Genomic DNA, 26,654 nt, shown 5'->3' on the forward strand with positions numbered 1-26,654 from the left:
CGAGAGCTATCGGCTAAAAGCTAATAGCTATAAGCTTTAAATAAAATTATGAACAAAAAAATCTTACTGACCGAAAACGACATTCCAAAGAATTGGTACAACATTGTAGCGGATATGAAAAACAAACCGCTTCCGCCACTCAATCCTCAGACAAAAGAAGTATTAAACCCCTCCGACCTGGAGCCTGTATTTGCCAAAGAGCTTATCAAACAGGAACTTTCGCAAGAGAGATGGATCGAAATACCCGACGAGGTAAGGGAGCTCTACAAAATATGGCGGCCAACCCCGCTTGTAAGGGCTACCGGATTGGAAAAAGCGCTAGGAACACCGGCCCATATTTACTTCAAAAACGAAAGTGTAAGCCCTGTAGGTTCGCACAAGCTGAACTCGGCTTTGCCACAGGCGTATTACAATAAAATGCAAGGCATCGAACGCCTGACCACCGAAACAGGAGCCGGACAATGGGGCGCAGCTTTGAGCTTTGCATCCAGCGTATTCGGTCTCGGACTGGATGTATATATGGTAAAAGTAAGCTACGGACAAAAGCCTTACCGCCGCATGATGATGCAAACATGGGGAGCCAATGTAGTAGCTTCGCCAAGCAACACAACCGATTCGGGAAGAAGCATATTAGCCAAAGATCCCGACAACTCGGGAAGTCTGGGTATCGCTATTTCCGAAGCTGTGGAAGCAGCCGTAAAAGGCAAAAACACGAGGTATACGCTGGGCAGTGTGCTCAACCACGTTATTCTGCATCAGAGCATTATCGGATTGGAAAGTGAAAAGCAAATGGAGATTGCCGGAGAATATCCCGACATCGTGATCGGATGTTTCGGTGGAGGTTCTAACTTTTCGGGAATAAGCTTCCCTTTCCTTCGCCACAAACTAACTGACGGTAAAGATATTCGCGTAATAGCGGCCGAACCTGCAAGTTGTCCGAAACTGTCGAGAGGTAAATTCGAGTACGACTTTGGCGATACTGTCGGACTAACGCCTCTATTGCCGATGTACACGCTTGGGCACGATTTTCAACCTGCCGACATTCACGCCGGAGGACTTCGTTATCATGGCGCGGGAACTATTGTCAGCCAATTGCACCGCGATGGCTTCATCGAAGTACAGGACATTCCTCAGATAGAAACATTCGAAGCAGGACAACTCTTTGCCAACACCGAAGGGATCATCCCGGCACCGGAATCTACCCACGCTATTGCATCTGCTATCCGCGAAGCAAAGAAAGCGAAAGAAGAAGGTGTACAGAAAACGATACTTTTCAACCTGTCGGGACATGGATTGATAGACATGACAGCCTACGACACATACCTGAGCGGAAAGATGACAAATTATAAATTAACTGACGAGGATATAGCCAAAACAACAGACATTTTAGAGAAATTGGTCTGAATAAAATTCGGTATGGATATTTGTCCTAATATTAGCCTGCTAACAAAGTTTTTTTGTCAGAAAATTATTACCTTAACGGCCGTTTTTAAAAACAAGTATATAACGATATAAACAGATCAGCAACTATTTTGTGAATTTTAAAATTCGGTCAAATGAGCAACATTCACACCTCCTATGTAAGGATAAAGCGAAGAGACGGCCGGGATATGTCCGGCGATGAGGTCGATTATTTGTTCAACAATGTGGTCAATGTTCACGGCGATTTCGGTTCTTACTGGGTACGCATCGTGAAGAAGTACAGGGCTTCCGGACAATGCTTGAATATCCAGTTCGGATCGGGTAAAAGGACGGAAAACATATTGCGGCTTCCGGAAATTTTCAAAGAATATTATGTCGTGGAAAGGATCAATTACGAACACAGCCTCGACCATATATTCGAGTACGGATACAAAGAAGGCGATGCCTTTGCCTCAGAAACTCCGCCGCGACTGTGTAAATATGCTTTCGACAAGGTAATCATTACTTGTGAGGAAAACTGGCTGAAAAAGGAAGGAGCCGAATGGATGAGCTCCGACACGCAGGAACTGCTGATAGACGGATCGTATTACTGCTGCAATTGCAGGTCGTACGTAGACGTGTACGATGATTCTGAATATTACGGCACTCAGATAGGCTATACCGAAGATTATCCATACGACTATTTTGTGCTGACCGAATCGTCTGCCATACAATTTATCGACCCTCCGTTTTTGGAACAGCTATGCGCCGGCAAATTTGTAAGGATGCCCCGGTCTTCGAAGATGGAATTCCTTTACAAACACAGGAAGGTACTGAGTATACGGAAGACGGGGCTTGGCAATATAGAAATATCGTCTGCCGACCATTGGGACAATTGTGTGGATGAGGCTTACCTCGAAATGAGAAAGAAATTAAAAACTTTAAAATAATTTGATGAAAAATCTAAGCTGGATTGCTTCACTACACTATATTCCGTCATTGCGAGGGCTTGACCCGAAGCAATCCAGTAAGAAGAAAATTAAGAACCTCTTTGTCATTCTGAACGAAGTGAAGAATCTCTCGAAAACAGAGATGCTTCCTATCGTCAGCATGACAAAAATAAAAAGTCAAGATGGCTTGAACTTATAGAAAAAATGAAACAAACACTAAACAGATTATTTGAACATCAATATCTGAACCGTGCCGAAGCGAAGGAAATACTGACCAAGATGGCGGCGGGGGAATATAACGATTCGCAGATTGCCGCATTTATTTCGGTATTCCTGATGAGAAGTATCAGTGTAGACGAGTTCCTCGGATTTTCCGACGCGCTGCTCGATCTTCGGGCAAATGTAGATGCGTTGGCAGCCTACAACCCTATCGACATTGTAGGTACAGGTGGCGACAACAAGAACACGTTCAACATATCCACCCTGTCTTGCTTTGTGGTGGCGGCATCGGGTTACAAGGTAGCCAAGCACGGCAATTACGGAGCGACATCGGTTAGCGGGGCATCCAACGTAATGGAACAGCATGGAGTAAAATTCACCGCAGATGTAAGCAAGCTGGAGGAATCGCTGGATAAAACCAACATCGCATACATGCACGCCCCCTTGTTCAACAATGCGCTGAAAGTAGTAGCGCCTGTACGTAAGGCATTGGGAGTGCGCACGTTCTTCAACATGCTGGGGCCGGTGGTCAATCCCATCAAACCAAAACGGACTGTATTGGGTGTATTCAACCTGAAAATGGCGAGATTATATTCCTACATGTATCAGCAAACCGATGTGGATTACTCTATCGTTCACAGCCTCGACGGGTACGACGAAATATCGCTGACAGGCGATTTCAAGATCATCAATAAGTTCGAAGAAAAAATCTGCAGCCCCGAGCAAATAGGCTTTACCCGTTGCTTGGAAAAAGATCTGGACGGAGGAGCAACACCCGAAGATGCATCCAGAATATTCGACAATGTGATAAATAACGTAGCGACCCCTGCCCAGAAAAACGCAGTGATTGCCAATGCAGCCACAGCCATACAGACAATCAACCCGAAGCTTTCGTTCGAAGAATGCGCGGCGCAGGCGAGAGAGTCGATAGACAGCGGACGGGTGAAAGAAACGCTTGAAAGGTTTTTAGTTTTGAATACGTAATGTTATAAGTAGTAAGTAGAAAGTAGAAATCTTGAAATCGAATTTATATATATGAAAAAAGTACTGATAATCAACGGGCATCCCGACAGGGAAAGTTTTTGCTTCGGATTGCACGAAAGCTACAAAAAGAGTAGCCTGCGAGCGGGTAATGAAGTAAAGGAAATCATCCTTGCGGATATGACCTTCAACCCCATACTGATGTACGGATACCGCAAACGCACCGAGCTGGAACCCGATTTGCTCGAAGCATGGGAAAAGATAAAATGGGCTGAGCATATCGTTTGGATATACCCTACATGGTGGGCATCGCCACCCGCATTGCTAAAAGGCTTTATCGAACGTGTTTTCCTGCCCGGATTTGCATTCGAGTACCGGGAAAAATCGCCGTTCCCCAAAAAACTGCTCACAGGAAAGACTTCCGAGATAATCAGTACAATGGATGCCCCTGTATTTTACTACAAATGGATAGTAAAGGACATTGGCGGAAAAATGATACGTAAAGATATAGGAGCATTCTGCGGAATAAAAAACAAACGCACCACCTATCTGGCAACGCTAAAAACATCGACACCCGAACAACGGCAAGGTTGGCTGGAGAAAGTAGAGAAACTAGGAAATAAGGGATAAGTTATCTTAAAAACCATAAGTATAAAACCGCTATTTTTTATTAAGTTTGCATTACATTTTTAATAACAACTAAACACACACTATGAACTGGACTACAACCTTACCATTTATTCTCGACAATGTCGATGGCGATCTTAAGATCGTATACACTCCGATGAATCAAAGATTTTATCAGAACGGACAGGAAATAAAAAGAACCGGCTCTGTTTTCGGCGGACAAAAGTATAAAGTAGAAACTACCGATGGCGGCGACAACATCGTATCGGTAAAAGGCAATCTAAAAAACGGAAGACAGATCGTATTCAGGGGCGAAACAATAAATCTGGAAACTCCAATCAGTACATTGGCTCTTATTCTTTCATTCTTGCCTTTCATCTTTATTGCTATTCTAGTATTTTCCTTACTGGGAATAACAAAGCAGCACTTTGGAATTATAGACGGAGCACTATTAGGGGGTTGCGGGGCTCTGGGAATGCAGATGATAGCAAATATGCTACGTGGAGAAAAAGATTTTATCAAACAATTAATATACAGTATAGTTATCGCAGTAGCTGCAACTATTTTATTTATCGTACTTGCTCTGATTGTCGGATTCTTTTTTGGTCTGATCTTCGGTGTGGCATTTTCATTATTTTAAAAATTAAGTTTTGAGTCAAAAAAGTACACTTATTATGTCGATGGGCCGTGTCAGGCTGGCCATTTTTAGCCTGTATTTTTGTACCGGCATCTGTTTTTCAAGCTGGGCGAGCCGCATACCCGACATCAAAATAACCTTAGGATTGGGAGATGCGGCGTGGGGTACCATCCTGTTGATGATTCCCGTAGGGCAAATCTGTGGGATGACTATCTCCGGTTTACTGATCTCTAAAGCAGGAAGTAAGCGGATATTTCCAATCGCCCTTACAGGTTATGTGTTGGCGTTGCTGGCTATCGGCATTTCATCGACGGAATACGCACTGATTATGAGCCTGATTGTCTTCGGATTCTTTGGCAACTTCTGTAATATATCCGTCAACACACAGGCTGTGACTCTCGAAAATGCTTACAACCGCCCTATCATGGCATCGTTTCACGGAGGATGGAGCCTAGCCGGACTGACAGGCGCGGCAGTAGGATTACTTATGGCATCGTTACATATACACCCGGTATATCATTTCTGTATTGTCGGCGCTCTTGTAATCACCACTCTGCTTGTCAACAAACCCTATCTGCAAGACGATTTGAAAAAAGAAAAAGACCCTGCCGATATTGCCGCCAAAAAGAAAAACAAGCCCGAAACATTTCTGTTCCTATTGGGTATTGTGGCCTTCTGCGGAATGGCAGCCGAAGGCGCCATGTCGGACTGGAGCGGGCTATTCCTGATAGATGTGGTAGGTACTGAAAAACATTTGGCTCCTATCGGATTGGCAGCTTATATGATTACCATGGCATCGGGGCGCTTTATGATCGATAAAGCCACACAGCGGTGGGGACGCCAACGGGTAGTTCAGGCAGGAGGAATACTTATTGCCACAGGACTGTTTACGGCAGTGGCTTTTCCGCATTTCATCACTACGATTATCGCCTTTATGATTATCGGTTTTGGTACAGCGGGCATCGTGCCGACAATATACAGCGTAGCCGGACAGCATACCAAAATACCGACAAGTATTGCACTTACCATCGTTTCCAGCGTCAGCTTCCTCGGTTTTCTGATGGGGCCTCCGCTGATCGGGTACATTGCAAGTGCAACCAATCTGCGGTATTCTTATGCACTGATCGGGCTGTTTGGTATTGGCATCGTAATATTGGCATCTGTGATCAAGATTTTCAGAGTAGATAAGAGAAGAGTATAAAATGAAGAATATGAAAAACTAAAAATATTTTTGGCTCTGCCGATTTTCAATTCACTTTTCACTTTTAGCTTTTCACTTTTTTTGGATTGCTTCACTCCGACTCGCAATGATGGAAAAAGAAAAAACTTATAGAAATTATGGCAAATATATTAGACAAAATAATTGCGAATAAAAGAATCGAAGTTGAGCGTCAGAAAGCCGCACTTCCTCTAGTCGATTTGGAGTATTTGATTCCCAATGTAGAGGCGGTAAAATCATTCAAAGAAGCTTTGGCTAACTCTCCGACAGGTATCATCGCCGAATTTAAACGCCGTTCTCCGTCCCGAGGCTGGATATTCAAGAACGCCAGAGTTGAAGATGTTATTCCTCTCTATTCACAAAACGGAGCCAGCTCCATATCCGTGCTTACCGATATGGACTTCTTCGGAGGGAACCTGAATGACTTGGAAGTGGCTCGCAGCTTGACAGACACCCCTCTGCTCCGCAAGGATTTCATGATAGATGAATATCAACTCTATCAAGCAAAACTGTCCGGGGCAAGCGCCATACTGCTCATAGCTTCGGCTCTGACTATCGCTGAAACAAAACAACTGGCACAAACAGCCAAAGAACTCAGACTCGATGTACTGCTCGAAATACATAACGAACAGGAGCTGGGTCACATCAACGACAAAGTGGATGTAGTGGGCGTTAACAACCGTAATCTGGGTACGTTCGTCACCGACGTGCAAATCTCGTTCGACCTTGTTGAAAAAATACCGGACGAGTTTATAAAAATATCCGAAAGCGGTATTTCGCTGCCTCAGACTGTTATCGATCTGCAAGCAGCAGGCTATCGTGGTTTCCTTATGGGAGAAAACTTTATGAAAACCGCCGATCCGGGCAAGGCTTTAGGCGAATTTATAATGCAACTGGGATGAAAATTAAAGTCTGCGGGATGAAGTATCCCGGTAATATAAGGGAATTAAATAAGCTTCCTGTTGATTTTACAGGGCTGATTTTCCACAAAAAGTCTCCCCGTTACGTAGATGACCTGAAACCGGCGGACATCCGGAACTCATTTCACGGAGGTAAGGAAAAGGTTGGCGTATTTGTGAATGCAGACATGGATTATATTATACAGATGGTTAACGAATACACCCTATACCTAATCCAGCTACATGGAGATGAATCCCCCGATTTTTGCAAGGAACTGAATAAAACGGCGCCTGTTATCAAAGCTTTCAGTATCACAGAAAATTTCGATTTCGACCAAACGAAGGCTTACGAAGACATCTGCGACTATTTCCTTTTCGACACAAAGACACCCCGGCATGGAGGCTCGGGACTAAAATTCGACTGGAAAATACTGGACAGATACAGCGGCAACACGCCGTTTTTCCTTAGCGGAGGAATTTCTTCGGAAGATGCGGAAAGGATAAAAGAGATACAACATCCCCAACTATATGCAGTAGACCTTAACAGCAGGTTTGAAACTGCACCGGGACTTAAAGATATAGAATTAGTGGAACAATTTATTAAACGACTAAAAGATGAACAGGATCAACCGGCTATTCAATGACAAGCAAAAAGACATACTATCCATCTATTTTACAGCAGGATTTCCTCAACTGAACGATACATGCGAAGTTATCCGCGAGTTGCAGGCAAACGGTATCGACCTGATAGAAATAGGCATCCCATTTTCCGATCCGATGGCCGATGGCCCTACAATTCAGGACAGCGGAACAGTCGCCCTGCGCAATGGCATGACTTTGAAAATACTTTTCGACCAACTGAAGGGTATTCGCAAGGATGTGGCTATCCCCCTGATTATGATGGGATACCTGAATCCTGTGATGCAATACGGTTTCGGAAATTTTTGCAAACAATGCGCCGAAACAGGTATAGACGGCGTGATTATCCCCGATCTGCCATTCAACGACTATATCAATGAATACAAACCTGTTGCGGACAAATACGACATCAAGGTAATTATGCTTATCACCCCCGAAACATCTGACGAACGCATCCGTCTGATAGACGAGCATACCGACGGGTTTATCTACATGGTGTCTTCGGCATCTACCACAGGAGCGCAAAAAAGTTTTGATGAAAAGAAACAGGACTATTTCCGCCGTATCAACTCTATGGGATTGAAAAACCCTCGTCTGATAGGCTTCGGTATATCGAACAAAGCGACATTGGAAGCTGCCCGGCAAAATGCAAGCGGAGCAATCATCGGCAGCAAATTTATAACCCTGCTGAAAGAAAGCGCAAATATAAAAGAGGCTGTGAAGGCGTTGAAGAAAGCGTTGGCGGAGTGATTTCAGTGAACAGTAAGCAATGGCGCAAAGCGAAAAAGGCTACAAAGTTAAAAGCTAACTGTTGACTGCTGTCTGTTGACTGTTGACTGATAACTGATTACCTCTTCCTGAGAATATTTATATCACCGCCTTTCTTGTACTTGATACCATCCGAACCTTCGGCCTCGATAACATAGAAATAAACACCGGTGTTTACATATTTACCGTTGTACTTCCCGTCCCAGCCTTTCGCCGGGTCAGTCCACTGGTAAAGCTTCGTACCCCAACGGTTGAAGATCGTACACTTGAATTTGACCAGGGATTTGTATGCCACTCTGAACTCTGCATTAGAGCCAGATGGATTGCCCGGAGAAAAGTAGTTAGGCACATCGAGATCAGATTCGGTTACTTTCACAGATACGCTTGTCGTATCCACACAAATAGAGTTACGGTCGGCTACTTCAAGAGTTACCACAAAATCACCCGATTGCCCGAATGTATATCTGATATCCTTATCCGTATAGCGGGCAACCGGATTTTCCATATCCTTTTTATTGTAAATAAACCACGTGTAATATGCGGTCACAGGTTCGTTGGAATATCCGTAAAAACTAACAATAACCGGGGCTGACCCTACAATCGAGCCATTTTCTTCGATTCTCATCTCGTTGGGAGCGTTCCTTAACTCTTTCTCGGCTACAATATGCGCTTCGCAAGTAACAGCCATTTGCGCCTGCATCGAAACAGTCAGAAGAGATATAAACAATAATACCGGTAGTTTTTTCATTTTAGAAGCTATTAGCTATTAGCCGTTAGCTGGTTTCCAATACTTAGAAAGCTAAAGGCTAAAATCAAAATAAACAACCCTCTATCTTTTAACGGACAGAGGGTTCTCTTATTATTTTATATCGAAAGTATTATATCCGCCTTCTTATTGGTTGGCACCGAGGGCAACGCCCACCTTCTTAAATACTCTTTCTATTCTTTCCAAAGCAATATCGATTTGCTCTTTTGTATTCGTTGCCATCAATGAGAACCTGATCAGCGTATCGGCAGGAGCTACAGCCGGTGAAACAACCGGATTGACGAAAACACCTTCTTCGAACAACATTTTGGTGATCATGAATGTTTTCTCATTATCTCTGATAAACAACGGAATAATCGGGGTAGAAGTATGACCGATTTCGAAGCCCCGGCTACGGAATCCTTCCAATGCATAGTGGGTAATATCCCACAGATGCTGAATCCTTTCAGGCTCAGACTGTATGATATCCAACGCGGCGCTGGCAGCAGCTGTAGCGGAAGGCGTCGCACTGGCGGTAAATATATATGCACGTGAGTTGTGGCGAAGATAATCGAGAATAGTTTCATTTCCTGCAATAAATCCGCCGATAGAAGCCAACGATTTACTGAATGTACCCATAATGAGTTCTACATCATCAACAAGACCGCATTGGTCTACAAGCCCCTTACCACTAAAGTCTTTACCAAAAACGCCTAAGCTGTGTGCTTCGTCGACCATAACGCTGGCATTGTATTGTTTTGCCAGACGTACTATTTCCGGGAGATTCGCCACATCGCCTTCCATACTGAATACACCGTCGACAACGATAAGCTTCACCTTGTCCGGCTCGCATTTCTGCAATTGCTTTTCAAGAGAATCCATATCATTATGGCGGAACTTCAACTTTGTTGAAAACGAAACCCTGGCGCCTTCAATGATTGAAGCATGATCCAACTCATCCCATATGATATAATCTTCACGACCTGTTATGCAGGACAAAACACCTTCGTTGACGCCAAAACCCGTAGAATAGACAATAGCATCTTCTTTACCTACAAATTTCGCCAGTTTTTTCTCCAGCTCCACATGTATATCAAGTGTTCCGTTCAGGAAACGTGATCCGGCCATTCCCGTACCATATTTCTTTACGGCATTGATGGCTGCTTCTTTTACTTTGGGATGATTAGTCAGCCCCAGATAGGCATTAGAGCCAAACATCAGTACTTTTTTACCATTGATGACTACTTCCGTGTCCTGATCGCTCTGGATTTGTCTAAAGTAAGGGTAAATTCCGGCGGCGCGCGTTAATCTTGCCGCGTCGAACCGATATAACTTATCAGTTAATAAACTCATATTCAATATTACAACAAATATCTATTACTATAATTGCTACCTGTCAGTTTTGGATTCTACTCACAAATCGCAGGCTGCAAAAATAGCTAAAAAAAATCATAAAGAAGAGGTTTTGATATAAAATTTTAAAAAAGGATAATTTAAGACAATCTTATATTAATTCTAGCCGCAGTATATTGCTTTTTTTCTTAATTTTGTGGTTTGGTCTGATATATTGTCAATTATACAAAATATTAGTCTGAACAGAGAAAGAAAGACCAAAAACTGAATGGCAAAAAAGAAAAACAAACATAATTTCTGGAAGCGGTTACACTTCAAATACCGTCTTTCGGTAATGAACGAAAATACATTGGAAGAAGTATGGAAGATAAATGCTTCCATGTTTTCGGGCGCCATGTTGCTTCTCGTCTTTGCCGGCTTTCTTATTACCGTGACATCCATTATCATTATTGCCACACCCATCCGTTACTACCTGCCGGGATATCTCGACGCCGAGATACGTGAAAAGGCTATCAGGATGTCTTTCAGGGCAGACTCGTTGCAAGAACAAATTGACAATCAGAATATATACATAAACAACATGCGGGGTGTATTTGCCGGAAGAATACTGAATATAGATTCGGTAAAGACGACAATGGTAGATACCGTATCCATTCCGGATACCGATCCGTCACTTCAGAAATCGAAAGCCGAACGCGAGTTTGTACAACGGTACGAAGAAGAAGAAAAATATAACCTGTCTGTTCTTCCGGCGTCGGTTACCGGCTCTGCCGAAAGCTTCATTTTTTACAAGCCGGTGAATGGCTCTATTGTCAGCAAATTCAATCCTTACAACGGGCAACATGGTTTAATCCTTAAAGTTTTATCGAAAGAAACCGTTCAATCCGTCATGGCCGGCACTGTACTGTCTGCCGGTTATGACATCAACGGCGGATACACAATTCAGATACAGCACAAAAACGGGTATGTTTCAGTGTATACAGGTAATACCATGCTATTGAAACAGACAGGAGACAAAGTGCGGACAGGTGAAGCTATAGCTGTCGCAGGAAGCGATAAAGATAAAAACGACGGGACATTCGCAGGATTTGAGCTTTGGTACAAAGGAAGCCCTGTAAATCCGGAAGACTTTATCCTGTTTAAATAAAAATTACCGGATAACATGAAACGAAATATTGCAATACTTGGTTCAACGGGCTCCATCGGCACACAAGCGCTGGATGTGGTGCGCGAACATCCCGGACAATTCGAAATATATGCGCTTACTGCAAACAACAACATAGACCTGCTCATAAAACAGGCCAGGGAGTTCCAGCCCGAAGTTGTGGTTATTGCATGCGAAGAAAAATACAACCGGCTGAAAGAAGCCTTACACGACCTACCCATAAAAGTATGGGCGGGAAGTGATGCCATTGCACAGGTGGTAGAAAGCCAACCGATAGACATGGTACTCACGGCCATGGTGGGCTATTCGGGATTGAAACCAACCATAAATGCCATAAAAGCAGGAAAAGCGATTGCTTTGGCAAATAAAGAAACGCTGGTAGTAGCAGGCGAGTTGATAACAAGCCTTGCCCTGGAAAATAAAGTTCCCATTTTGCCTGTCGATTCCGAGCATTCGGCGATCTTTCAATGCCTCAACGGAGAGCGTTCCCCCATCGAAAAAATCATCCTTACGGCATCAGGCGGCCCGTTCCGTAATCACTCTATGGAGCAGCTCCAAAAAGTAACAAAGAAAGAGGCTCTGAGACACCCTAACTGGAATATGGGCGCAAAGGTTACGATAGACTCTGCCTCGTTGATGAACAAAGGACTGGAGATGATAGAGGCTAAATGGCTGTTCGATGTCAATCCCGATCAAATAGAAGTTGTGGTTCATCCGCAATCGATCATACATTCAATGGTGCAATTCGAGGACTCGTCGATCATCGCTCAACTGGGATTGCCCGACATGCACCTGCCCATACAGTACGCGCTGGGCTACCCTGCACGCCTGAAATCGAACTTCGAACGTCTCGATTTCTTCAAGCTGAAAACAATGACTTTCGAAGAACCGGACACCAAACGTTTCCGCAACTTGTCTTTTGCTTTCGAAGCGGCAAGAGCAAAAGGAAATATGCCTTGCGCCATGAACGCAGCCAACGAAATAGCCGTAGCCGCCTTCCTGCAAGACAAGATAGGATTCCTTGAAATGAGTGACGTGATTGAAAAAACAATGCAAAAAACAGCTTTCGTACAGGTTCCGGCATACGACGATTATGTACAAACCGATATCGAAGCCCGCAGTATAGCACAGGAATTTATAACCCAGCCCCTCCAACCTCCCCAAAGGGAGGCCTGATTCCCCCTGCGGGGGAACTAAAGGGGGCTAAACAATATAATATATAACATAATTAAATGGAAACAATTTTAATCAAGGCACTACAATTAATTCTGAGTTTATCGATACTGGTTGTAGTACATGAGTTCGGCCATTTCCTTTTTGCCCGGATTTTCAAGATAAGAGTAGAAAAATTTTATCTTTTCTTCAACCCATGGTTTTCCCTGTTTAAGTTTAAACCTAAAAACAGCGAAACCGAATACGGTATAGGATGGCTCCCTCTTGGCGGCTACGTAAAAATATCGGGAATGATAGACGAATCGATGGATAAAGAACAAATGGCTCAGCCTGCCCAACCGTGGGAATTTCGTTCCAAACCGGCATGGCAACGCCTGTTGGTGATGGTAGGAGGCGTTTTGTTCAACTTTATCCTTGCTATTTTCATTTTTGCAATGATATTGTTTGCATGGGGCGACAGCTATATACCATTCAAAGCCGTAAAAACGGGTATGGAATTTCCTGCTGTAGCCAAAGAAGCCGGATTTCAGGACAAAGACATACTCATCAGCGCCGACGGCAAAGAACTTGCTCATCGCGCAGGCGTGGTGTATATGAACACTGTTATGCACTTTATCGATGCGAAAGAGGTAGTAGTAGAACGCGACGGTAAACCGGTAACAATAACACTTCCCGAAGATTTTGCGGAGAAAGTGATTGCAGACAAAGAAGTTCCACCTTATTCGTTTTGGGTGTCGCCTGTTGTAGATTCAGTCATTGCAAACAGTGGCGCCGGCAAAATAGGGCTGATGAAAGGCGACAGCATTGTAGCTATTAATAATGTCAGTGTGGCATCCAATAACCAGACTATACGCGAGTTGAAGAAAACAAACAAAGACTCGCTTGTTCTGGTTTCATTTTACAGAGACACCACTCTGATCACTGCTGTGGCAAAACTGGACAGCACAGGCGCTTTAGGTTATTATCCTAAATTCGATTTGAAATCGTTAATAAAAGAAGACGAATACGGATTCTTTGCCTCACTGCCTGCCGGAGCCGCCTTGGGCGTAAACACCCTGAAAGGCTATGTAGCGCAGGCTCGCTTTGTATTTAGTAAGCAGGGAGTCAAAAACCTCAGCGGATTTGCCGGAATAGGAAACATGTTCCCTCCTGTTTGGGACTGGCATGCATTCTGGGCTATGACAGCTTTCCTGTCCATCATTCTGGCGTTTATGAACATTCTGCCCATTCCGGCATTGGACGGAGGCCACATCATGTTCCTGCTCTACGAGGTCATTACCAAGCGGCAACCAAGTATGAAGTTTATGGAATACGCGCAGATGGCAGGGATGGTGTTCATCTTGCTACTGCTCATAGTAGCCAACGGAAACGATATACTAAGGATATTTTTTAAGTAGAAAGTAAAGAAGTTAAAAGTAGTAAGTTAAAAGTGATAAGCCAAAGCACTTAAAACTCATTACTCAAAACTTATAACTTATAATTATGACAGTAACGGAACTTATAAATAAAAATGATAAAACAGCTTTTTCTTTCGAGATTTTGCCCCCGTTGAAAGGCAACAATATAGAAAAAGTTTACAATATAATAGATAAGCTGATCGAATTCGATCCGCAATACATCAATATAACCACGCATCACAGCGAATATATCGATCAGGTTATGCCAGACGGTACTACCAAAAGGGCAAATATCCGCAAACGTCCGGGATCGGTAGCTATTGCGGCAGCCATTCAACACAAATACGGGGTAACAGCCATACCGCATATGATCTGTAAGGGATTTTCGAGGGAAGAGTCAGAATATGCGATGATCGATTTAAATTTTCTGGGTGTCCATAATTTATTACTTTTGCAAGGAGACGGCAAGCGGCTGGCTCCTGAACAGATATACCCCAACCGGAACGAATATGCGACCGAGCTTCAGCAGCAGGTCAACGATTTCAATGAGGGTATATCCGAAGACGGTTCTACTTTCGAAAAGAACGCTACGCCTTTTGCATACGGAATGGCGTGCTATCCGGAAGTGCATGAAGATGCTGAAAGCGCGGAATCGGACTTGTTTTACATGAAGAAAAAAGCGGACAACGGAGCTGAGTATTTTGTTACCCAGATGTTCTTCGATAACCGGAAATATTTCTCCTTCGTGGATAAATGCCGCAAGGCTGGAATCACACAACCGATCATACCGGGAGTGAAGCCAATTGTACTAATGAGCCAATTAGAAGTTCTTCCCCGTATTTTCCGTTCCGGTATTCCCGAAGAACTGGCATCCGAACTGCGTAAGTGCAAAACGGACGATGAAGCCAAAGAAGTAGGCGTGGAATGGGGTATCAAACAATCGAAGGAGCTAATCGCACACGGTGTACCAAGCTTGCACTTCTACTCGCTGCTGGCAACAGAAAGCGTGAGAAGGATAGCAAAGGAAATATACTAATAAGCTGTTAGCCTATAGCCATAAGCATTTATAAAGCGACATAGACTATAAGCTAACGGCTAACAGCCAAAAGCTAATTGAAAAAATGTTTTTTAAAGATATAATAGGGCAAAAAGATGTAAAAGAGCGGCTGACACGTACAGCCAGAGAAGGGGTAATACCCCATGCACAGCTCTTCTGCGGACCGGAGGGAATCGGCAAGTTTCCTTTGGCGCTGGCTTATGCCCAATATCTTAACTGCGAGAATCCATCGGAAAACGATTCGTGCGGGCAATGTCCATCCTGTATCAAATACAATCATCTGGCACATCCCGACTTGCACTTTGTTTACCCTATCGTAAAAAAAGCAGCGAAGAAAAAAGAAGTTTGTGACGACTATATTACCGATTGGCGCAACTTTATAAAAGAGAAGGATTATTATTTCAGCTATAACCAATGGCTGGAGTATATCGATGCCGAAAACTCGCAGGGGCTGATCTATGCGAAGGAAAGTGAGGAAATTCTCCGCAAACTGAGCCTGCGCATCTATGAGGCAAAGTACAAGACCATGATTATCTGGATGCCTGAAAAGATGCACGAATCGTGCTCCAACAAGTTGCTCAAGATCATAGAAGAACCCACGGACAATACAGTTTTCCTGCTCGTTTCCGATACGCCCGATAACATTATTACAACCATACAGTCGCGCTGCCAGCGGATTAATATACACGGTATAGAAAAACAAGATATCGTACAGGCTTTGGAGTCGGCATACAACATCACGCCCGAAGATGCCGGGAATGTCGCACACCTGTCGAAAGGCAGCTACCTGAAAGCAATAGAAACAATTAGTCTCGACGAAGAACACAAGCTCTTCTTCAACCTGTTTGTACAAATGATGCGTGCTTCGTATGCACGGGATATTAAACAAATAAAAACCATAGGAAACGAACTGGCAGGCGTAGGACGCGAAAACCAGAAAAGTTTTCTGATATATAGCCAGCGGATGATTCGTGAATACTTTATAAGTAATCTCAAGCATCCCGAAATGATATACGTATCGTCCGACGAAGCAAATTTCGGTACCCGTTTCGCTCCGTTCATCAATGAGCGCAATATTACCGGATTTATGGACGAACTGGCCTTGGCCGAAAGACATATAGAACAGAACGTAAATGCCAAAATGGTATTTTTCGATCTGTGCCTTAAAATTACTATGTTGATAAAAAGTTAATTTCAAAAATTTAGTAATTTAGGGGACGCATAACTTACAGTCGACAATCTGCAAACCGCTAACCGTTGACTGTGAACCGTATAAACCCACAAAGCCGGAAAAAGGGGCTTTGTTTTATTAATTAAATATTATATTACAATGAATTCAAACCAAAATACATACCCATTCGATTGCCAAGGTACCTGCAAAACACCCATAGGATGTACGTGTGCCAAATCAAATGGAAAAGTACCGGAAACAGGAGAAGTAGAACTTTCCGCCAAAACCGCGGTTAAAACATGTGGATGCAAATCGGGAGGAAGCTGTGGCTGTAAGTCCGGTGGAGGTGGTTGCTGCGGTTCAAAAAAAGGAGGCTGTTGCAGCGGAACCAATAAACTGGAAGTATACAATTGGCTGCAAGATTTGCCGGAGATAGCAGGCGAATCGCAAATGGTAGAAGTACAATTCAAGAACACTCGCAAAAGCTACTACCTCAACAGTAACAACATAGAAGCATTTAAAGGAGATATGGTAGCCGTAGAAGCCACTCCGGGACACGACATCGGCGAAGTTACGCTCACCGGCAAACTGGTGCAGTTGCAAATGCTGAAAAACAATTACAGAGGCGAAACCAAGCGCATCTACCGCATAGCCAAGCCCAATGATATAGAAAAATGGAACGAGGCCAGGGCTAAAGAACATAAAACAATGTTGCGCGCGCGTGAGATAGCCGAAGAACTTGCTTTGGCAATGAAAATCAGTGACGTAGAATATCAGGGAGACGGCAATAAGGCCATTTTCTACTATATAGCCGACGAGCGTGTAGACTTTCGCCAACTGATCAAGGTATATGCTTCTGAATTTCGTGTAAAGATAGAAATGAAACAAATCGGGGCCCGTCAGGAAGCAGGGCGTGTAGGCGGTATCGGTCCATGTGGACGCGAATTGTGCTGTTCCAGTTCCATGTCGAACTTTATTTCGGTATCTACATCGGCTGCCCGTTTACAAGACATTCCTTTGAATCCGCAAAAACTCGCCGGACAGTGTGGTAAACTGAAATGTTGCCTCAACTTTGAGGTCGATACATATGTAGAAGCGCAACGAAAGTTGCCTTCCCGCGAAGCTGTATTGGAAACAAAAGACGGTTCATTCTACCATTTCAAAACAGATATCCTGTCCGGGGAAATGACGTATTCGACAGACAAGAATTTTGCCGCAAACCTTGTCACTTTACCTAAGGAACGTGTTTTTGAAGTAATCAAGATTAACAAACAGGGAGGAAGGCCTGCCCATTTGGCGAATGAGGCTCAGGAGCAAGCAGAAAAACCGACATCACACGATATCCTGCAAGAGAATATCAACCGGTTTGACAATAATAGAAACAAAAAGAAGTTCTCGAAAAGCAATAATAACAACAATAATGAAAACAAGGATTTAAACCGTCAGGGCAAAAATCCGGAAAACAGGCTACAACCAAGAAACCAAGGCAACAACAAACAGTTAAATATTAAGCCTGGAAATAACAATCAGAACCAGCCAAGCCAACCGAATAATCAGGTTCAACAAGAAAATAAACAACCAAATAATAATCAACAGGAGAACCGACAACCTGGCTACCAGCAGGAATATCGACACAGGAAAAACCGGAATAGAAATAAGCCGTACAGAAATAACAATGGACCGTCTGATCAGAAAAAGCCTGAATAATAAAGCCCTTCGCGCCCTGCTGTGCGTATTCTTGGCCATTGTTTATACCTCTTGTAATCATCGGGAGATATATTATAATTTTCATGAATTAAAGAATACGGAGTGGGCACAAAACGATACGCTGTTTTTCGATATAGACTCTACCCTTTTCGAACTGAACAGGCCTTACCTCATGTCGATAGAAGTTACCAATAACGTAAATTATCCTTATCAGAATATTTGGTTCTTCGTACAAATAAATCTGGAAAACGACAGTACATTCAGTGCTATCTCTAAAGAATACCTGTTGGCTGACAAGTTTGGAAAATGGAAGGGATCGGGCTTCGGCTCATTGTATCAGCTTTCACTGCCGATGGATGATATTGTATTTAAAGAGAAACGTAACTACCGGATAAAGATCGAACACGGAATGCAGGACGAATCTCTGATAGGAATAGAGAAGCTGGGAGTAAAAATAAGCAAGGAATAAATAAAAGAAAGCGGGTGTTATTAGAAGACTACACCCGCTTTTTTCCTCGTACTATTGAAAAACCTCAAAACCTATTCACCCAAATTATTTATCTTCTGTTTCTTTCACTTGATGCTAAACGATAGCTACTGTTAGACGATGAACGTGTCGATTTAGTATCCTTATTGTTTGATCTTACCGAAGGACGGCTGCCTTCTTTGCTTCTGTCCGGACGGCTATTATTGTTTCCGTAATCCGGACGGTTATTGTCCTTCCGGTTGTTATCGTACTTCTTATCATTGCCTTTATTCCTGTCCGGATTGTTGTTTCCGTAGTTATAGTCGCGGTTCGGGCGAACGCTGTTACCCTTATACTGGTTATCCCTGCGGTCATAATTGTAATTCTTATAATCGTATCTATAATCGCGTTGAGATTTGCTCTTTGAGAACCATACTACCTTATTCCGGCGACTGTCATGGTAGCGGTTGTCGCGGCTGTCGCGTATAACTACCTGATTGCGGTATCCTCTGTAACGGGCATAATCTCTGTAATGGCTATGGTGATATCTCCAAGGATCATTCATATTCAATACCACTTTATACATTCCGTACAAATCGTAGTGACGATATGCATATGGAAGATAACGGGCTGAGATCCAGTGTCCACGATCGAAATAGTAGAACAACGACATATTTACATCGTAGTAGCAGTCAATATCAGGAAGGTAGTAATAGTTCACATAGTCATACCCTACCGGACCCCATGCAGGCTGACGGCCTATATTGATGTTGATGCTTATATTTTGAGCTTCTACCGGATTATTAAAAGATGCTATTCCTATTAATAATGCAAATGCGACGATAAACTTTTTCATAATGCTGCGTTTTAAGAAGGTGAATACTTTTTATTTTCATCTCTTTGTACCTTTGATATGATTTTCACCAAAAAGATTAATCACAATTCATCTCTTTAAATTTTATTAACATAGTAAAATCCTTCACGAATTATTAACCACATGAAAACAAATCAATTACCTGCAACAAACAAAGATTTGTCTAATTTTAGGTTCTGAGAGTAAATGCTTAAATTTGTAGAACTTGTAAATATATCGCGGCTGTACATATTATTCCTTATATATCGGAGAAGGCATAAATATGCTTCACACGATAAATAGTTATCATTATGTTTTGGGGGAAGTACTATAATGGTTCGGTTATATTCATCCTTTTCTTCTGCGCGCAATCACAGATTGCTTGCGTTCTCAACATATGATCATCACTGCCCCGCCTGCGGAACTAATGCGCGGGAGGCTGACGCACGACAAGCGGCTGCCTCGTCGTGCGTCAGCTGCGCCGTTAGCTTCAAGTACGGGGCACCCATAGGACGAAAAGGCGTTAAAAACAAAAACGTGTCTGAGCTTATCAAATGATTCGTATACTACAAAACCCGGAGCGAGTTTTTTTGTTTAGCCTTTAAGTCCGTTATGGGTCGGACGTTGAAGCGGGGCGCAAAAGCGTTTTTGGTTCCTTTTGCGGCTTTGGGCAAAAGGAACGCTAGCAATCTGTGATTGCGCGCAGTAGAAAAGAATTGAACAATAAAATATATCAATAAGCTTTTTATGTAAACTTAATCATAGTACATGACAAAAAATATTACAAAATCTTATATTGCCCTTACAGGGCGCGGTTTCAGGGGATTTCGTTTTCCCGCCCAAGGCGTTGCCATTGGGCTATATTATGTAGCCCCTTCAGGGCATCAAGGAAATAAACAGGCTGAAAGCCTGATATATTCCAGCCCGGGGTAACACCCCGGTGAGATGACAACCGAAGGAACTGCGCCCTGTAAGGGCAACACAATAAGCCTTTTAAATATATATAAAATATTTTTTGTCATGTACTATGAAACTTAATATAAAATGATTCGAGTTGCTTTTATTTTTACAGCGCTATTAATCCTGCCTTTCAAAAGATTATGCACAACAGAACATTTAATGTGAAAGTTTATTCATATAAGTCTGATGGAACGGTTTCCAGAGTTGAGCAAAGAGTGACGTATTCTAATAAAAGAGAAACAATAAAACTATGAAAATAACATTGAGCTTATTATTATTGATCGTAACAATGAACTGCTGTTCTCAAAACAAACAAGACAATACCGAAAGGTTAGTCTTAGGAAAAGAGCATGCTGAAAAAGAATTAAGAGAATCTTTATCAGATAGTCTGCTTCATAACGTTGTAAATAAAGACAAAATCTTAATTGACAAAGAAGAAAATGCAGTAAAAATAGCAGAGACGATACTGTTTCCAATCTACACCGAAGAAAACATTATCAGACAACGTCCGTATGAAACCTACCGAATTAATAACTACTGGGTTATTAGTGGAACATTACCCAAAGGATATCTTGGCGGCGTTTTCCTTATAATACTGGATGCCAGAGACGGAAAAGTAATACGTATAACGCATGGAAAATAAAACATTTATACTAACTAAAAACATAAACACATGAAAAAGACATTTGTAGCATTATTGATGCTGGCAGTAACCGTAATGGGATATGGTCAAAAGCCTATCTTGAAATTCAAGTCGAATGGAAATTTCAAAATCGTACAATTTACCGACGTCCACTACAAAAAACTAATGAAAGAATCGGAGGTAGCCATACAGCTAATCAATGAAGTGCTGGATACCGAAAAGCCCGATCTGGTAGTTTTCACAGGAGACATAATTTGGGCGAAACCTGTATTTGAAGGATTGGACGATGTTTTCGATCCGGTATCGAGGAGAGGAATACCCTGGGCGTATGTATTTGGCAATCACGACGATGAATTTGGAGTTTCGCGTCAGCAATTAATGGACTATGCCACCCGGAAACCTTATTGTCTGGCTCAGGCAGGCGATAAATCCTTGTCGGGAGTAGGTAATTACATACTCGAAGTGAGAAATGCAGCTAAACCGGACAGCATTGGTTCGCTTCTATACTTCTTCGATTCAGGAGCATACACCCCGATAAAAGAAATCGGAGGCTACGACTGGTTACGGCTCAATCAGGTGAATTGGTTTAGCGAACAAAGCGCGGCTTATACCAAAGCAAACAATAACAATCCTTACCCGGCATTGGCTTTCTTCCATATTCCATTGGCAGAATATCCTATCATGAAAAATTCTGAGAACGCTCAAATAATCGGAAGCAAAGATGAAAAAGAATGCAACGGCAGAATCAATACAGGCATGTTTGCGGCTATACGTCAGGCAGGCGATGTGATGGGAACATTTGTGGGACACGACCACAATAATGACTATATAGGAGAATACTTCGGCATATATCTAGCTTATGGTCGCTACTCGGGTGGAAAAACCGTATATAACGATCTTGGTAAAAACGGTTGCCGCGTGATAGAACTCAAGGAAGGGAAACATGAGTTTTCTACTTACATACGTCTACTTGGTGGCGAAAAGCTCTATCTTGTTCATTATCCTGAAACATTCAAGAAAGCAGAAAAATAATATAATATCAAAGAGGCTGTCCCAAAATATTGACAGCCTCTCCTTATTATTATGATCCAAATATTGAATTAAATCCAACGAACATAAGCAAAGTCCATACGGTGTGCCATATCCGGATGTTTAGGGAACACACGATATGCAAAATTACACAGACCCGGTATTTTCGCTACAGTCTTCAACTCGAGGTAAACTTTAGAGCCTTCTTTCTTAACTTGCTTGAACTCCATCGAAGAAATAAATTTATTCACTTGTTGTTCGGCATCGTATTCAACAATTATACAGTCTACACCAAGATCGCCAACCATGTCTTTCTTGTCGATAACGACTTCTATTTCTATCTTTTCGCCTTCAATAAAGTGAGCATTTGTCAACTGCGATCCATCAGCGATACTCTGTCCGTTAACAGTAAAACGATCTACAGTAAACTTATCCCATTTGGTTGCAGTATCTTCTTTCCATGCCGCAAGTTCTTTAGCTTTAGCATAATTATTTTCCGTCACCAATTTAGAACGTTTAGCTTCCGGGCTATAGAAATTCCTGATATAATCATCTATCATTCGCTTGGTAGTATATTCAGGTGCGATATTAGCTATCGAGTTCTTGATAAACTGTATCCACTCAGGAGAGTATCCTTTCGAGTTGCGAGCATAATAAAGAGGAAGTATATCGTTTTCGAATGTAGAGTATATTTCCAGCGCATCCAGCTGATCCTGATATGCCTGGTTTGTATAAGTACGCTTGTCGGTCAATGCCCAACCTGCATCTTTACGATAACCTTCGTACCACCATCCGTCGAGAACCGAGAAATTCAGTACACCGTTCATTACAGCCTTTTCACCCGAAGTTCCCGAAGCCTCGAGCGGACGGGTAGGTGTATTCAGCCAGATGTCTACTCCCGAGATCAGACGTTTTGCCAGACGCATATCATAGTTCTCAAGGAAGATAATCTTTCCTAAGAATTCAGGACGACGCGATATTTCGACAATTTGCTTGATCAATCCTTGTCCGGCTCCATCGGCAGGGTGAGCCTTACCTGTATAAAGAAACTGTATCGGATATTTCTCGTTGTTCACCAGTTTAGCCAGACGGTCGAGGTCGGAAAACAACAAGTGAGCGCGTTTGTATGTCGCAAAACGGCGTCCGAATCCTACAAGCAAAGCATCAGGGTTGATCTGGTCTACAACAGACATGATTGCCGAAGGCGCTTTCTGGTTCTTAATCCAGCCCTCTTTCACTTGTTCGCGAACGTAGTTGATCAGACGTTTCTTCATCGCCATGCGAAGCTTCCATATCTGCTCGTCCGAAACACTGTGTATCTTAGACCATATATCGTGATTAGACTGATCGTCATAGAAATTCTTGTCGAATGTTTTTTCGTACAATTCTTTCATTTCTTTGGCTGTCCACGTCGGCATATGCACCCCGTTGGTAACATGTCCTACATGCAGTTCTTCGTGGAAATAACCCGGCCATATAGGCTGGAACATTTTACGCGATACTATTCCGTGCAGATAGCTTACACCATTGGCCTCGAGACAAGTGTTCAGTGCGAATACGCTCATACTGAACTTCTCGTTGCTACCCGGATGTTCACGTCCCATATCTACAAAATCTTGCCAGGTAATTCCCAAACGGGCGGGATAATTGCCCATGTATTTACCTAACAGTCCTTCATCAAAATAGTCGTGTCCCGCAGGAACCGGGGTATGCACAGTGTACAAACCGGATGCGCGCACGACTTCGAGCGCCTGGTTGAATGTAAGTCCCTCACCTTCTATAAGGTCGAGCAAACGCTGTACGTTGATTAGTGCGGCATGGCCTTCGTTACAGTGATATATTTCTTTTTTAATACCCAATTTGTTAAGCAACAAGATACCGCCGATACCGAGCAGATACTCTTGTTTCAACCGGTTTTCCCAATCTCCTCCGTATAGCTGGTGCGTAATAGGACGATCCCATTCGCTATTCAGCTCCATATCGGTATCGAGCAAATATAAGCTTATACGGCCTACATTTACTTTCCATATATTTACATATATATCGCGATCGTGGAATGGAACAGCCAGGATCATCTGGTTTCCGTCTTCGTTCAGTACCGGTTCGATAGGTAGTTCGTTGAAATTCTGGGGCTCATAGTTTGCCACTTGCTGTCCGTCGGGAGAGATAGACTGTGTAAAGTAGCCATAACGGTATAGAAAGCCTACTCCCGCAAGGTCGACATAGCTGTCGCTGGCTTCTTTCAGATAATCGCCTGCCAAAACGCCCAAACCTCCGGAATATATCTTCAAAACAGAGGTAAAACCATATTCCATGCTGAAGTATGCAACTGATGGTTTTGCCGTATCATATTTTTTAGACATATATGATTCGAAATTCTTAACAACGCTTTTCACCTTGCTTAATAGGGCTGCATCTTTAAGAATTTCTTCTATTCTTTCGTAAGAGAGTTTTTTTAACAGAAAAACAGGATTATGCGCTGATTGGCTCCATAATTGAGGATCTAATTCTGCAAAAAGGTCCATTGCCTCATTATTCCATACCCACCATAAGTTACGTGATAGTTTTTCCAATGACAACAGCTCCTTAGGTAGATTAACTTGCGTATACGCACTTCTCCAACTCGGAGTGTTCGAATTACTCGCTTTAATTCTCATAATTTTATTTTTATACTATAATAGACTGATCTTGAGTGTAGACTGCAAATATAACTAATTTAAAGGTTTATTTTTCTGCATTTTGTAAAATAGAACACCGCAACGATTGCAAACGATTGCGTACCAGAAGTTTTAAGTTTTAAGTTATAAGTATTGAGTATTGAACTACTTACTACTTACTACTTACTACTTACTACTTACTACTTACTACTTACTACTTACTACTTATTTACTCTTCCCCCTTTCATTGGCCTCATCAAGTGCTTGTGCATAAGCGTCCTGATAATAGGCAAAGAAGTGCGCCCAATCGGCCAGAGAGGCTCTGTCCAGAGCAGCTTGCCGTAGCAGGCGCTCCTGTTCGGCACTTTTGGTTGTCATTTCAAATACACGGTTGCAAATATCTTCCGATACTTCCATAAAGTTGTAATCGTCGCGTGTAATAACCTCTGCACCGTCGTCCATTCCGCGCTCATCTCCCATCTTACGCATCCAGAGCCCAAATCCGGCCAAAGACGTAGTAATAGTAGGCACCGAAAAGGCGATACTCTCGTGCGGGGTATATCCCCACGGTTCGTAGTAGGACGGGAAAACGGAGACATCCATACCTATAAGCAGGTCATAATAAGGGACATCGAATATACCATCGTTTCCATTGAGGTAAGACGGTACGAATATGATTTTCACCCTGTCCTCTTTCCGGTTTTCCATATTCAGATAACCTATCTGGTTCAATATCGAATCGTTATTCATATTGCGCAACCAGTGAGTTACGTGCGGATGGCTAAGCGGAGTATCCGGTGTTTTCTTATGTTTAAGACGTTCTTGCAAATCCACACGGGCTGTATCTATCCATGCCGGTATGGTAACGAAAGCAATAACATCTTTTTCCAATTGTTTTATACGTTCCAAACGTCCCATAGCATCTATAAAAACATCGATACCCTTATTGCGGTATTCGTAACGGCCGCTGGTGACTACCAGTAAAGCATCGGGCTGAATATCGTATCCGAGAAGTTTCTCCGCTACATTTATTAGTTTCCGGCGTGCGGCAAGGCGTTTTTTCTCGTGCTCCGCCCCTACCGGGATAAAATCTTTTTCGAAACCGTTTGGCGTAACCACAGGTTCGCGATGCAGGAGTTGTTTACATTCACGTGCAGTTATATCACTGACAGTAGTGAAGCAATCCACTTGCCTGGCCACGATCTTTTCTATCGAATGCTTGGCTTCCATATTCAGCTCACGTGCCATCTGGTCGCTGTCGTATGCCGACAGATAGTTGTATAGAGGTTTTCCGTTTCCGGCTATCGATCGTCCTATAGATGTAGCATGTGTGGTAAACAGCGTACCCACCTTTGGCAACCGGTCTTTTACGTACAAAGCCCCCATACCCAGCATCCATTCATTAAAGTGAGCTACGACACTTCTGTTCTCAAGTTTGTAGAACCGATAGATACTCTCTATTACCGCCCCTGAAGTATAGGCAAACATGCAAGCTTCGTCATAATCGCCATAGGCATGTAGTGAATCCACCCCATACTTTTTCCACATATAACCATATATGGCATCTTTGTTGGCAAACGTTTGGGTAAAATCGACGAGAATCACGATAGGGTTCCCCGGTATCAACCATCGTCCTACGCGTACATTAAGCCTGTCGTATACCGAAGCCATCTTGACCCAGCCGGCCAACAACGTTTTATCTTCTTCAAACCAGGGATTATTTTTATCTTTCCACATATCGGGACCTATAAAAACGACATTGTCCTTGTACAAATCCCTCATTGTTTTTGCCTTTGTCGACAAAACGGTGTATATCCCTCCTACTTTATTACAGACTTCCCAGCTTGCTTCAAATATATACTCAGGTTTTTTCTTTTGTTTAGCCATAAGATAGTTTTAGTTCCACTCGACCTCTTCCAACTCGAAATACTTATTAAT

Annotated in this window: 25 protein-coding genes; 20 read left to right on the forward strand and 5 right to left on the reverse strand. The window is 42.9% G+C overall.

All coding sequences use genetic code 11. From position 1 onward, the window contains the following. Positions 1 to 45 precede the first annotated feature (45 nt). The 10 genes from ACYPZI_RS00815 (at position 46) to trpA (ending at position 8,322) form a co-directional block, all read left to right on the forward strand. A complete protein-coding gene (locus ACYPZI_RS00815; RefSeq protein WP_459597787.1) occupies positions 46 to 1,404 on the forward strand; it encodes a TrpB-like pyridoxal phosphate-dependent enzyme in 1,359 nt (452 codons plus the stop codon). 152 nt (positions 1,405 to 1,556) lie between these two features. Then, complete coding sequence (locus ACYPZI_RS00820) at positions 1,557 to 2,351, forward strand: hypothetical protein (protein WP_459597654.1); 795 nt, start codon at positions 1,557 to 1,559, stop codon at positions 2,349 to 2,351. A gap of 4 nt (positions 2,352 to 2,355) precedes the next feature. Further along, positions 2,356 to 2,550 carry a hypothetical protein gene (locus ACYPZI_RS00825; protein ID WP_459597656.1) on the forward strand — a complete coding sequence of 65 codons (195 nt, stop codon included), beginning with the start codon at positions 2,356 to 2,358 and terminating at the stop codon, positions 2,548 to 2,550. A gap of 5 nt (positions 2,551 to 2,555) precedes the next feature. Then, entirely contained in the window at positions 2,556 to 3,554 is a 999-nt protein-coding gene (trpD, locus tag ACYPZI_RS00830) for an anthranilate phosphoribosyltransferase (protein ID WP_459597657.1), read from the forward strand. A 51-nt stretch (positions 3,555 to 3,605) separates the two neighbouring features. Next, positions 3,606 to 4,181, forward strand: coding sequence for an NAD(P)H-dependent oxidoreductase (locus ACYPZI_RS00835; RefSeq protein ID WP_459597659.1), 576 nt, complete (start codon positions 3,606 to 3,608; stop codon positions 4,179 to 4,181). Between the two features lie 82 nt (positions 4,182 to 4,263). Continuing rightward, positions 4,264 to 4,818: a hypothetical protein gene (locus tag ACYPZI_RS00840; RefSeq protein WP_459597661.1), complete on the forward strand. Its 555-nt coding sequence runs from the start codon at positions 4,264 to 4,266 to the stop codon at positions 4,816 to 4,818. 10 nt (positions 4,819 to 4,828) lie between these two features. Next, positions 4,829 to 6,016: an MFS transporter gene (locus ACYPZI_RS00845; RefSeq protein WP_459597663.1), complete on the forward strand. Its 1,188-nt coding sequence runs from the start codon at positions 4,829 to 4,831 to the stop codon at positions 6,014 to 6,016. 137 nt (positions 6,017 to 6,153) lie between these two features. Beyond that, positions 6,154 to 6,936: an indole-3-glycerol phosphate synthase TrpC gene (gene trpC, locus ACYPZI_RS00850; RefSeq protein WP_459597665.1), complete on the forward strand. Its 783-nt coding sequence runs from the start codon at positions 6,154 to 6,156 to the stop codon at positions 6,934 to 6,936. Continuing rightward, a complete protein-coding gene (locus tag ACYPZI_RS00855) occupies positions 6,933 to 7,577 on the forward strand; it encodes a phosphoribosylanthranilate isomerase (RefSeq protein ID WP_459597667.1) in 645 nt (214 codons plus the stop codon). The genes trpC and ACYPZI_RS00855 overlap by 4 nt, the downstream gene beginning before the upstream one ends. Continuing rightward, complete coding sequence (gene trpA, locus ACYPZI_RS00860; RefSeq protein ID WP_459597669.1) at positions 7,549 to 8,322, forward strand: tryptophan synthase subunit alpha; 774 nt, start codon at positions 7,549 to 7,551, stop codon at positions 8,320 to 8,322. Before ACYPZI_RS00855 ends, trpA begins: the two co-directional genes overlap by 29 nt. A gap of 97 nt (positions 8,323 to 8,419) precedes the next feature. Here the strand turns inward: trpA and ACYPZI_RS00865 are convergent, their stop codons facing one another. Further along, complete coding sequence (locus ACYPZI_RS00865) at positions 8,420 to 9,088, reverse strand: T9SS type B sorting domain-containing protein (RefSeq protein WP_459597671.1); 669 nt, start codon at positions 9,086 to 9,088, stop codon at positions 8,420 to 8,422. A 144-nt stretch (positions 9,089 to 9,232) separates the two neighbouring features. Further along, positions 9,233 to 10,438: a serine palmitoyltransferase gene (gene spt, locus ACYPZI_RS00870; protein ID WP_459597673.1), complete on the reverse strand. Its 1,206-nt coding sequence runs from the start codon at positions 10,436 to 10,438 to the stop codon at positions 9,233 to 9,235. A 268-nt stretch (positions 10,439 to 10,706) separates the two neighbouring features. On the opposite strand from spt, the gene ACYPZI_RS00875 reads away from it, so the two are divergent. The 7 genes from ACYPZI_RS00875 (at position 10,707) to ACYPZI_RS00905 (ending at position 18,577) form a co-directional block, all read left to right on the forward strand. Beyond that, on the forward strand, positions 10,707 to 11,585 hold the full coding sequence (locus ACYPZI_RS00875; protein WP_459597675.1) for a murein hydrolase activator EnvC family protein: 879 nt from the start codon (positions 10,707 to 10,709) through the stop codon (positions 11,583 to 11,585). Positions 11,586 to 11,600: 15 nt separating this feature from the next. After that, a complete protein-coding gene (locus ACYPZI_RS00880; RefSeq protein ID WP_459597677.1) occupies positions 11,601 to 12,779 on the forward strand; it encodes a 1-deoxy-D-xylulose-5-phosphate reductoisomerase in 1,179 nt (392 codons plus the stop codon). A 56-nt stretch (positions 12,780 to 12,835) separates the two neighbouring features. Beyond that, positions 12,836 to 14,173, forward strand: a complete 1,338-nt coding sequence (gene rseP, locus ACYPZI_RS00885) for an RIP metalloprotease RseP (protein WP_459597679.1) — start codon at positions 12,836 to 12,838, stop codon at positions 14,171 to 14,173. An 85-nt stretch (positions 14,174 to 14,258) separates the two neighbouring features. Next, positions 14,259 to 15,209: a methylenetetrahydrofolate reductase gene (locus ACYPZI_RS00890; RefSeq protein ID WP_459597681.1), complete on the forward strand. Its 951-nt coding sequence runs from the start codon at positions 14,259 to 14,261 to the stop codon at positions 15,207 to 15,209. Positions 15,210 to 15,294: 85 nt separating this feature from the next. Next, positions 15,295 to 16,422: a DNA polymerase III subunit delta' gene (gene holB, locus ACYPZI_RS00895; RefSeq protein WP_459597683.1), complete on the forward strand. Its 1,128-nt coding sequence runs from the start codon at positions 15,295 to 15,297 to the stop codon at positions 16,420 to 16,422. 138 nt (positions 16,423 to 16,560) lie between these two features. After that, positions 16,561 to 18,108 (forward strand): PSP1 domain-containing protein, encoded by a 1,548-nt coding sequence (locus ACYPZI_RS00900; protein ID WP_459597685.1) that lies wholly within the window; start codon positions 16,561 to 16,563, stop codon positions 18,106 to 18,108. Beyond that, positions 18,077 to 18,577: a gliding motility lipoprotein GldH gene (locus tag ACYPZI_RS00905; RefSeq protein WP_459597687.1), complete on the forward strand. Its 501-nt coding sequence runs from the start codon at positions 18,077 to 18,079 to the stop codon at positions 18,575 to 18,577. Before ACYPZI_RS00900 ends, ACYPZI_RS00905 begins: the two co-directional genes overlap by 32 nt. An 88-nt stretch (positions 18,578 to 18,665) precedes the next feature. Here ACYPZI_RS00905 and ACYPZI_RS00910 read toward each other — a convergent pair whose 3' ends face one another. After that, positions 18,666 to 19,430 carry a hypothetical protein gene (locus tag ACYPZI_RS00910; protein WP_459597689.1) on the reverse strand — a complete coding sequence of 255 codons (765 nt, stop codon included), beginning with the start codon at positions 19,428 to 19,430 and terminating at the stop codon, positions 18,666 to 18,668. Positions 19,431 to 20,195: 765 nt separating this feature from the next. Between ACYPZI_RS00910 and ACYPZI_RS00915 the strand changes: the two genes are divergently transcribed. The 3 genes from ACYPZI_RS00915 to ACYPZI_RS00925 all read left to right on the forward strand — a co-directional run bounded on the left by ACYPZI_RS00915 (position 20,196) and on the right by ACYPZI_RS00925 (position 22,062). Then, entirely contained in the window at positions 20,196 to 20,360 is a 165-nt protein-coding gene (locus ACYPZI_RS00915) for a hypothetical protein (protein ID WP_459597691.1), read from the forward strand. Between the two features lie 277 nt (positions 20,361 to 20,637). Next, a complete protein-coding gene (locus ACYPZI_RS00920; RefSeq protein WP_459597693.1) occupies positions 20,638 to 21,030 on the forward strand; it encodes a YbbC/YhhH family protein in 393 nt (130 codons plus the stop codon). A gap of 30 nt (positions 21,031 to 21,060) precedes the next feature. Then, entirely contained in the window at positions 21,061 to 22,062 is a 1,002-nt protein-coding gene (locus ACYPZI_RS00925; RefSeq protein ID WP_459597695.1) for a metallophosphoesterase family protein, read from the forward strand. 68 nt (positions 22,063 to 22,130) lie between these two features. Here ACYPZI_RS00925 and glgP read toward each other — a convergent pair whose 3' ends face one another. After that, positions 22,131 to 24,716 (reverse strand): alpha-glucan family phosphorylase, encoded by a 2,586-nt coding sequence (glgP, locus tag ACYPZI_RS00930; RefSeq protein WP_459597697.1) that lies wholly within the window; start codon positions 24,714 to 24,716, stop codon positions 22,131 to 22,133. A 225-nt stretch (positions 24,717 to 24,941) separates the two neighbouring features. Further along, the gene (locus ACYPZI_RS00935; RefSeq protein WP_459597699.1) at positions 24,942 to 26,603 is read right to left on the reverse strand and encodes a glycogen/starch synthase; all 1,662 of its coding nucleotides are present in this window, start codon (positions 26,601 to 26,603) and stop codon (positions 24,942 to 24,944) included. Positions 26,604 to 26,654: the final 51 nt, after the last annotated feature.

The organism is Dysgonomonas reticulitermitis (genome assembly GCF_054601275.1).

What these genes read in the sequence shown, in the direction of transcription:
- ACYPZI_RS00820 (WP_459597654.1), top strand. Translation starts at nt 1,557, where the DNA reads ATGAGCAACATTCACACCTCCTATGTAAGGATAAAGCGAAGAGACGGC.
- ACYPZI_RS00825 (WP_459597656.1), top strand. Translation starts at nt 2,356, where the DNA reads ATGAAAAATCTAAGCTGGATTGCTTCACTACACTATATTCCGTCATTG.
- trpD (WP_459597657.1), top strand. Translation starts at nt 2,556, where the DNA reads ATGAAACAAACACTAAACAGATTATTTGAACATCAATATCTGAACCGT.
- ACYPZI_RS00835 (WP_459597659.1), top strand. Translation starts at nt 3,606, where the DNA reads ATGAAAAAAGTACTGATAATCAACGGGCATCCCGACAGGGAAAGTTTT.
- ACYPZI_RS00840 (WP_459597661.1), top strand. Translation starts at nt 4,264, where the DNA reads ATGAACTGGACTACAACCTTACCATTTATTCTCGACAATGTCGATGGC.
- trpC (WP_459597665.1), top strand. Translation starts at nt 6,154, where the DNA reads ATGGCAAATATATTAGACAAAATAATTGCGAATAAAAGAATCGAAGTT.
- ACYPZI_RS00855 (WP_459597667.1), top strand. Translation starts at nt 6,933, where the DNA reads ATGAAAATTAAAGTCTGCGGGATGAAGTATCCCGGTAATATAAGGGAA.
- trpA (WP_459597669.1), top strand. Translation starts at nt 7,549, where the DNA reads ATGAACAGGATCAACCGGCTATTCAATGACAAGCAAAAAGACATACTA.
- ACYPZI_RS00865 (WP_459597671.1), bottom strand. Translation starts at nt 9,088, where the DNA reads ATGAAAAAACTACCGGTATTATTGTTTATATCTCTTCTGACTGTTTCG.
- spt (WP_459597673.1), bottom strand. Translation starts at nt 10,438, where the DNA reads ATGAGTTTATTAACTGATAAGTTATATCGGTTCGACGCGGCAAGATTA.
- ACYPZI_RS00875 (WP_459597675.1), top strand. Translation starts at nt 10,707, where the DNA reads ATGGCAAAAAAGAAAAACAAACATAATTTCTGGAAGCGGTTACACTTC.
- ACYPZI_RS00880 (WP_459597677.1), top strand. Translation starts at nt 11,601, where the DNA reads ATGAAACGAAATATTGCAATACTTGGTTCAACGGGCTCCATCGGCACA.
- rseP (WP_459597679.1), top strand. Translation starts at nt 12,836, where the DNA reads ATGGAAACAATTTTAATCAAGGCACTACAATTAATTCTGAGTTTATCG.
- ACYPZI_RS00890 (WP_459597681.1), top strand. Translation starts at nt 14,259, where the DNA reads ATGACAGTAACGGAACTTATAAATAAAAATGATAAAACAGCTTTTTCT.
- holB (WP_459597683.1), top strand. Translation starts at nt 15,295, where the DNA reads ATGTTTTTTAAAGATATAATAGGGCAAAAAGATGTAAAAGAGCGGCTG.
- ACYPZI_RS00900 (WP_459597685.1), top strand. Translation starts at nt 16,561, where the DNA reads ATGAATTCAAACCAAAATACATACCCATTCGATTGCCAAGGTACCTGC.
- ACYPZI_RS00905 (WP_459597687.1), top strand. Translation starts at nt 18,077, where the DNA reads ATGGACCGTCTGATCAGAAAAAGCCTGAATAATAAAGCCCTTCGCGCC.
- ACYPZI_RS00910 (WP_459597689.1), bottom strand. Translation starts at nt 19,430, where the DNA reads ATGAAAAAGTTTATCGTCGCATTTGCATTATTAATAGGAATAGCATCT.
- ACYPZI_RS00915 (WP_459597691.1), top strand. Translation starts at nt 20,196, where the DNA reads ATGACAAAAAATATTACAAAATCTTATATTGCCCTTACAGGGCGCGGT.
- ACYPZI_RS00920 (WP_459597693.1), top strand. Translation starts at nt 20,638, where the DNA reads ATGAAAATAACATTGAGCTTATTATTATTGATCGTAACAATGAACTGC.
- ACYPZI_RS00925 (WP_459597695.1), top strand. Translation starts at nt 21,061, where the DNA reads ATGAAAAAGACATTTGTAGCATTATTGATGCTGGCAGTAACCGTAATG.
- glgP (WP_459597697.1), bottom strand. Translation starts at nt 24,716, where the DNA reads ATGAGAATTAAAGCGAGTAATTCGAACACTCCGAGTTGGAGAAGTGCG.
- ACYPZI_RS00935 (WP_459597699.1), bottom strand. Translation starts at nt 26,603, where the DNA reads ATGGCTAAACAAAAGAAAAAACCTGAGTATATATTTGAAGCAAGCTGG.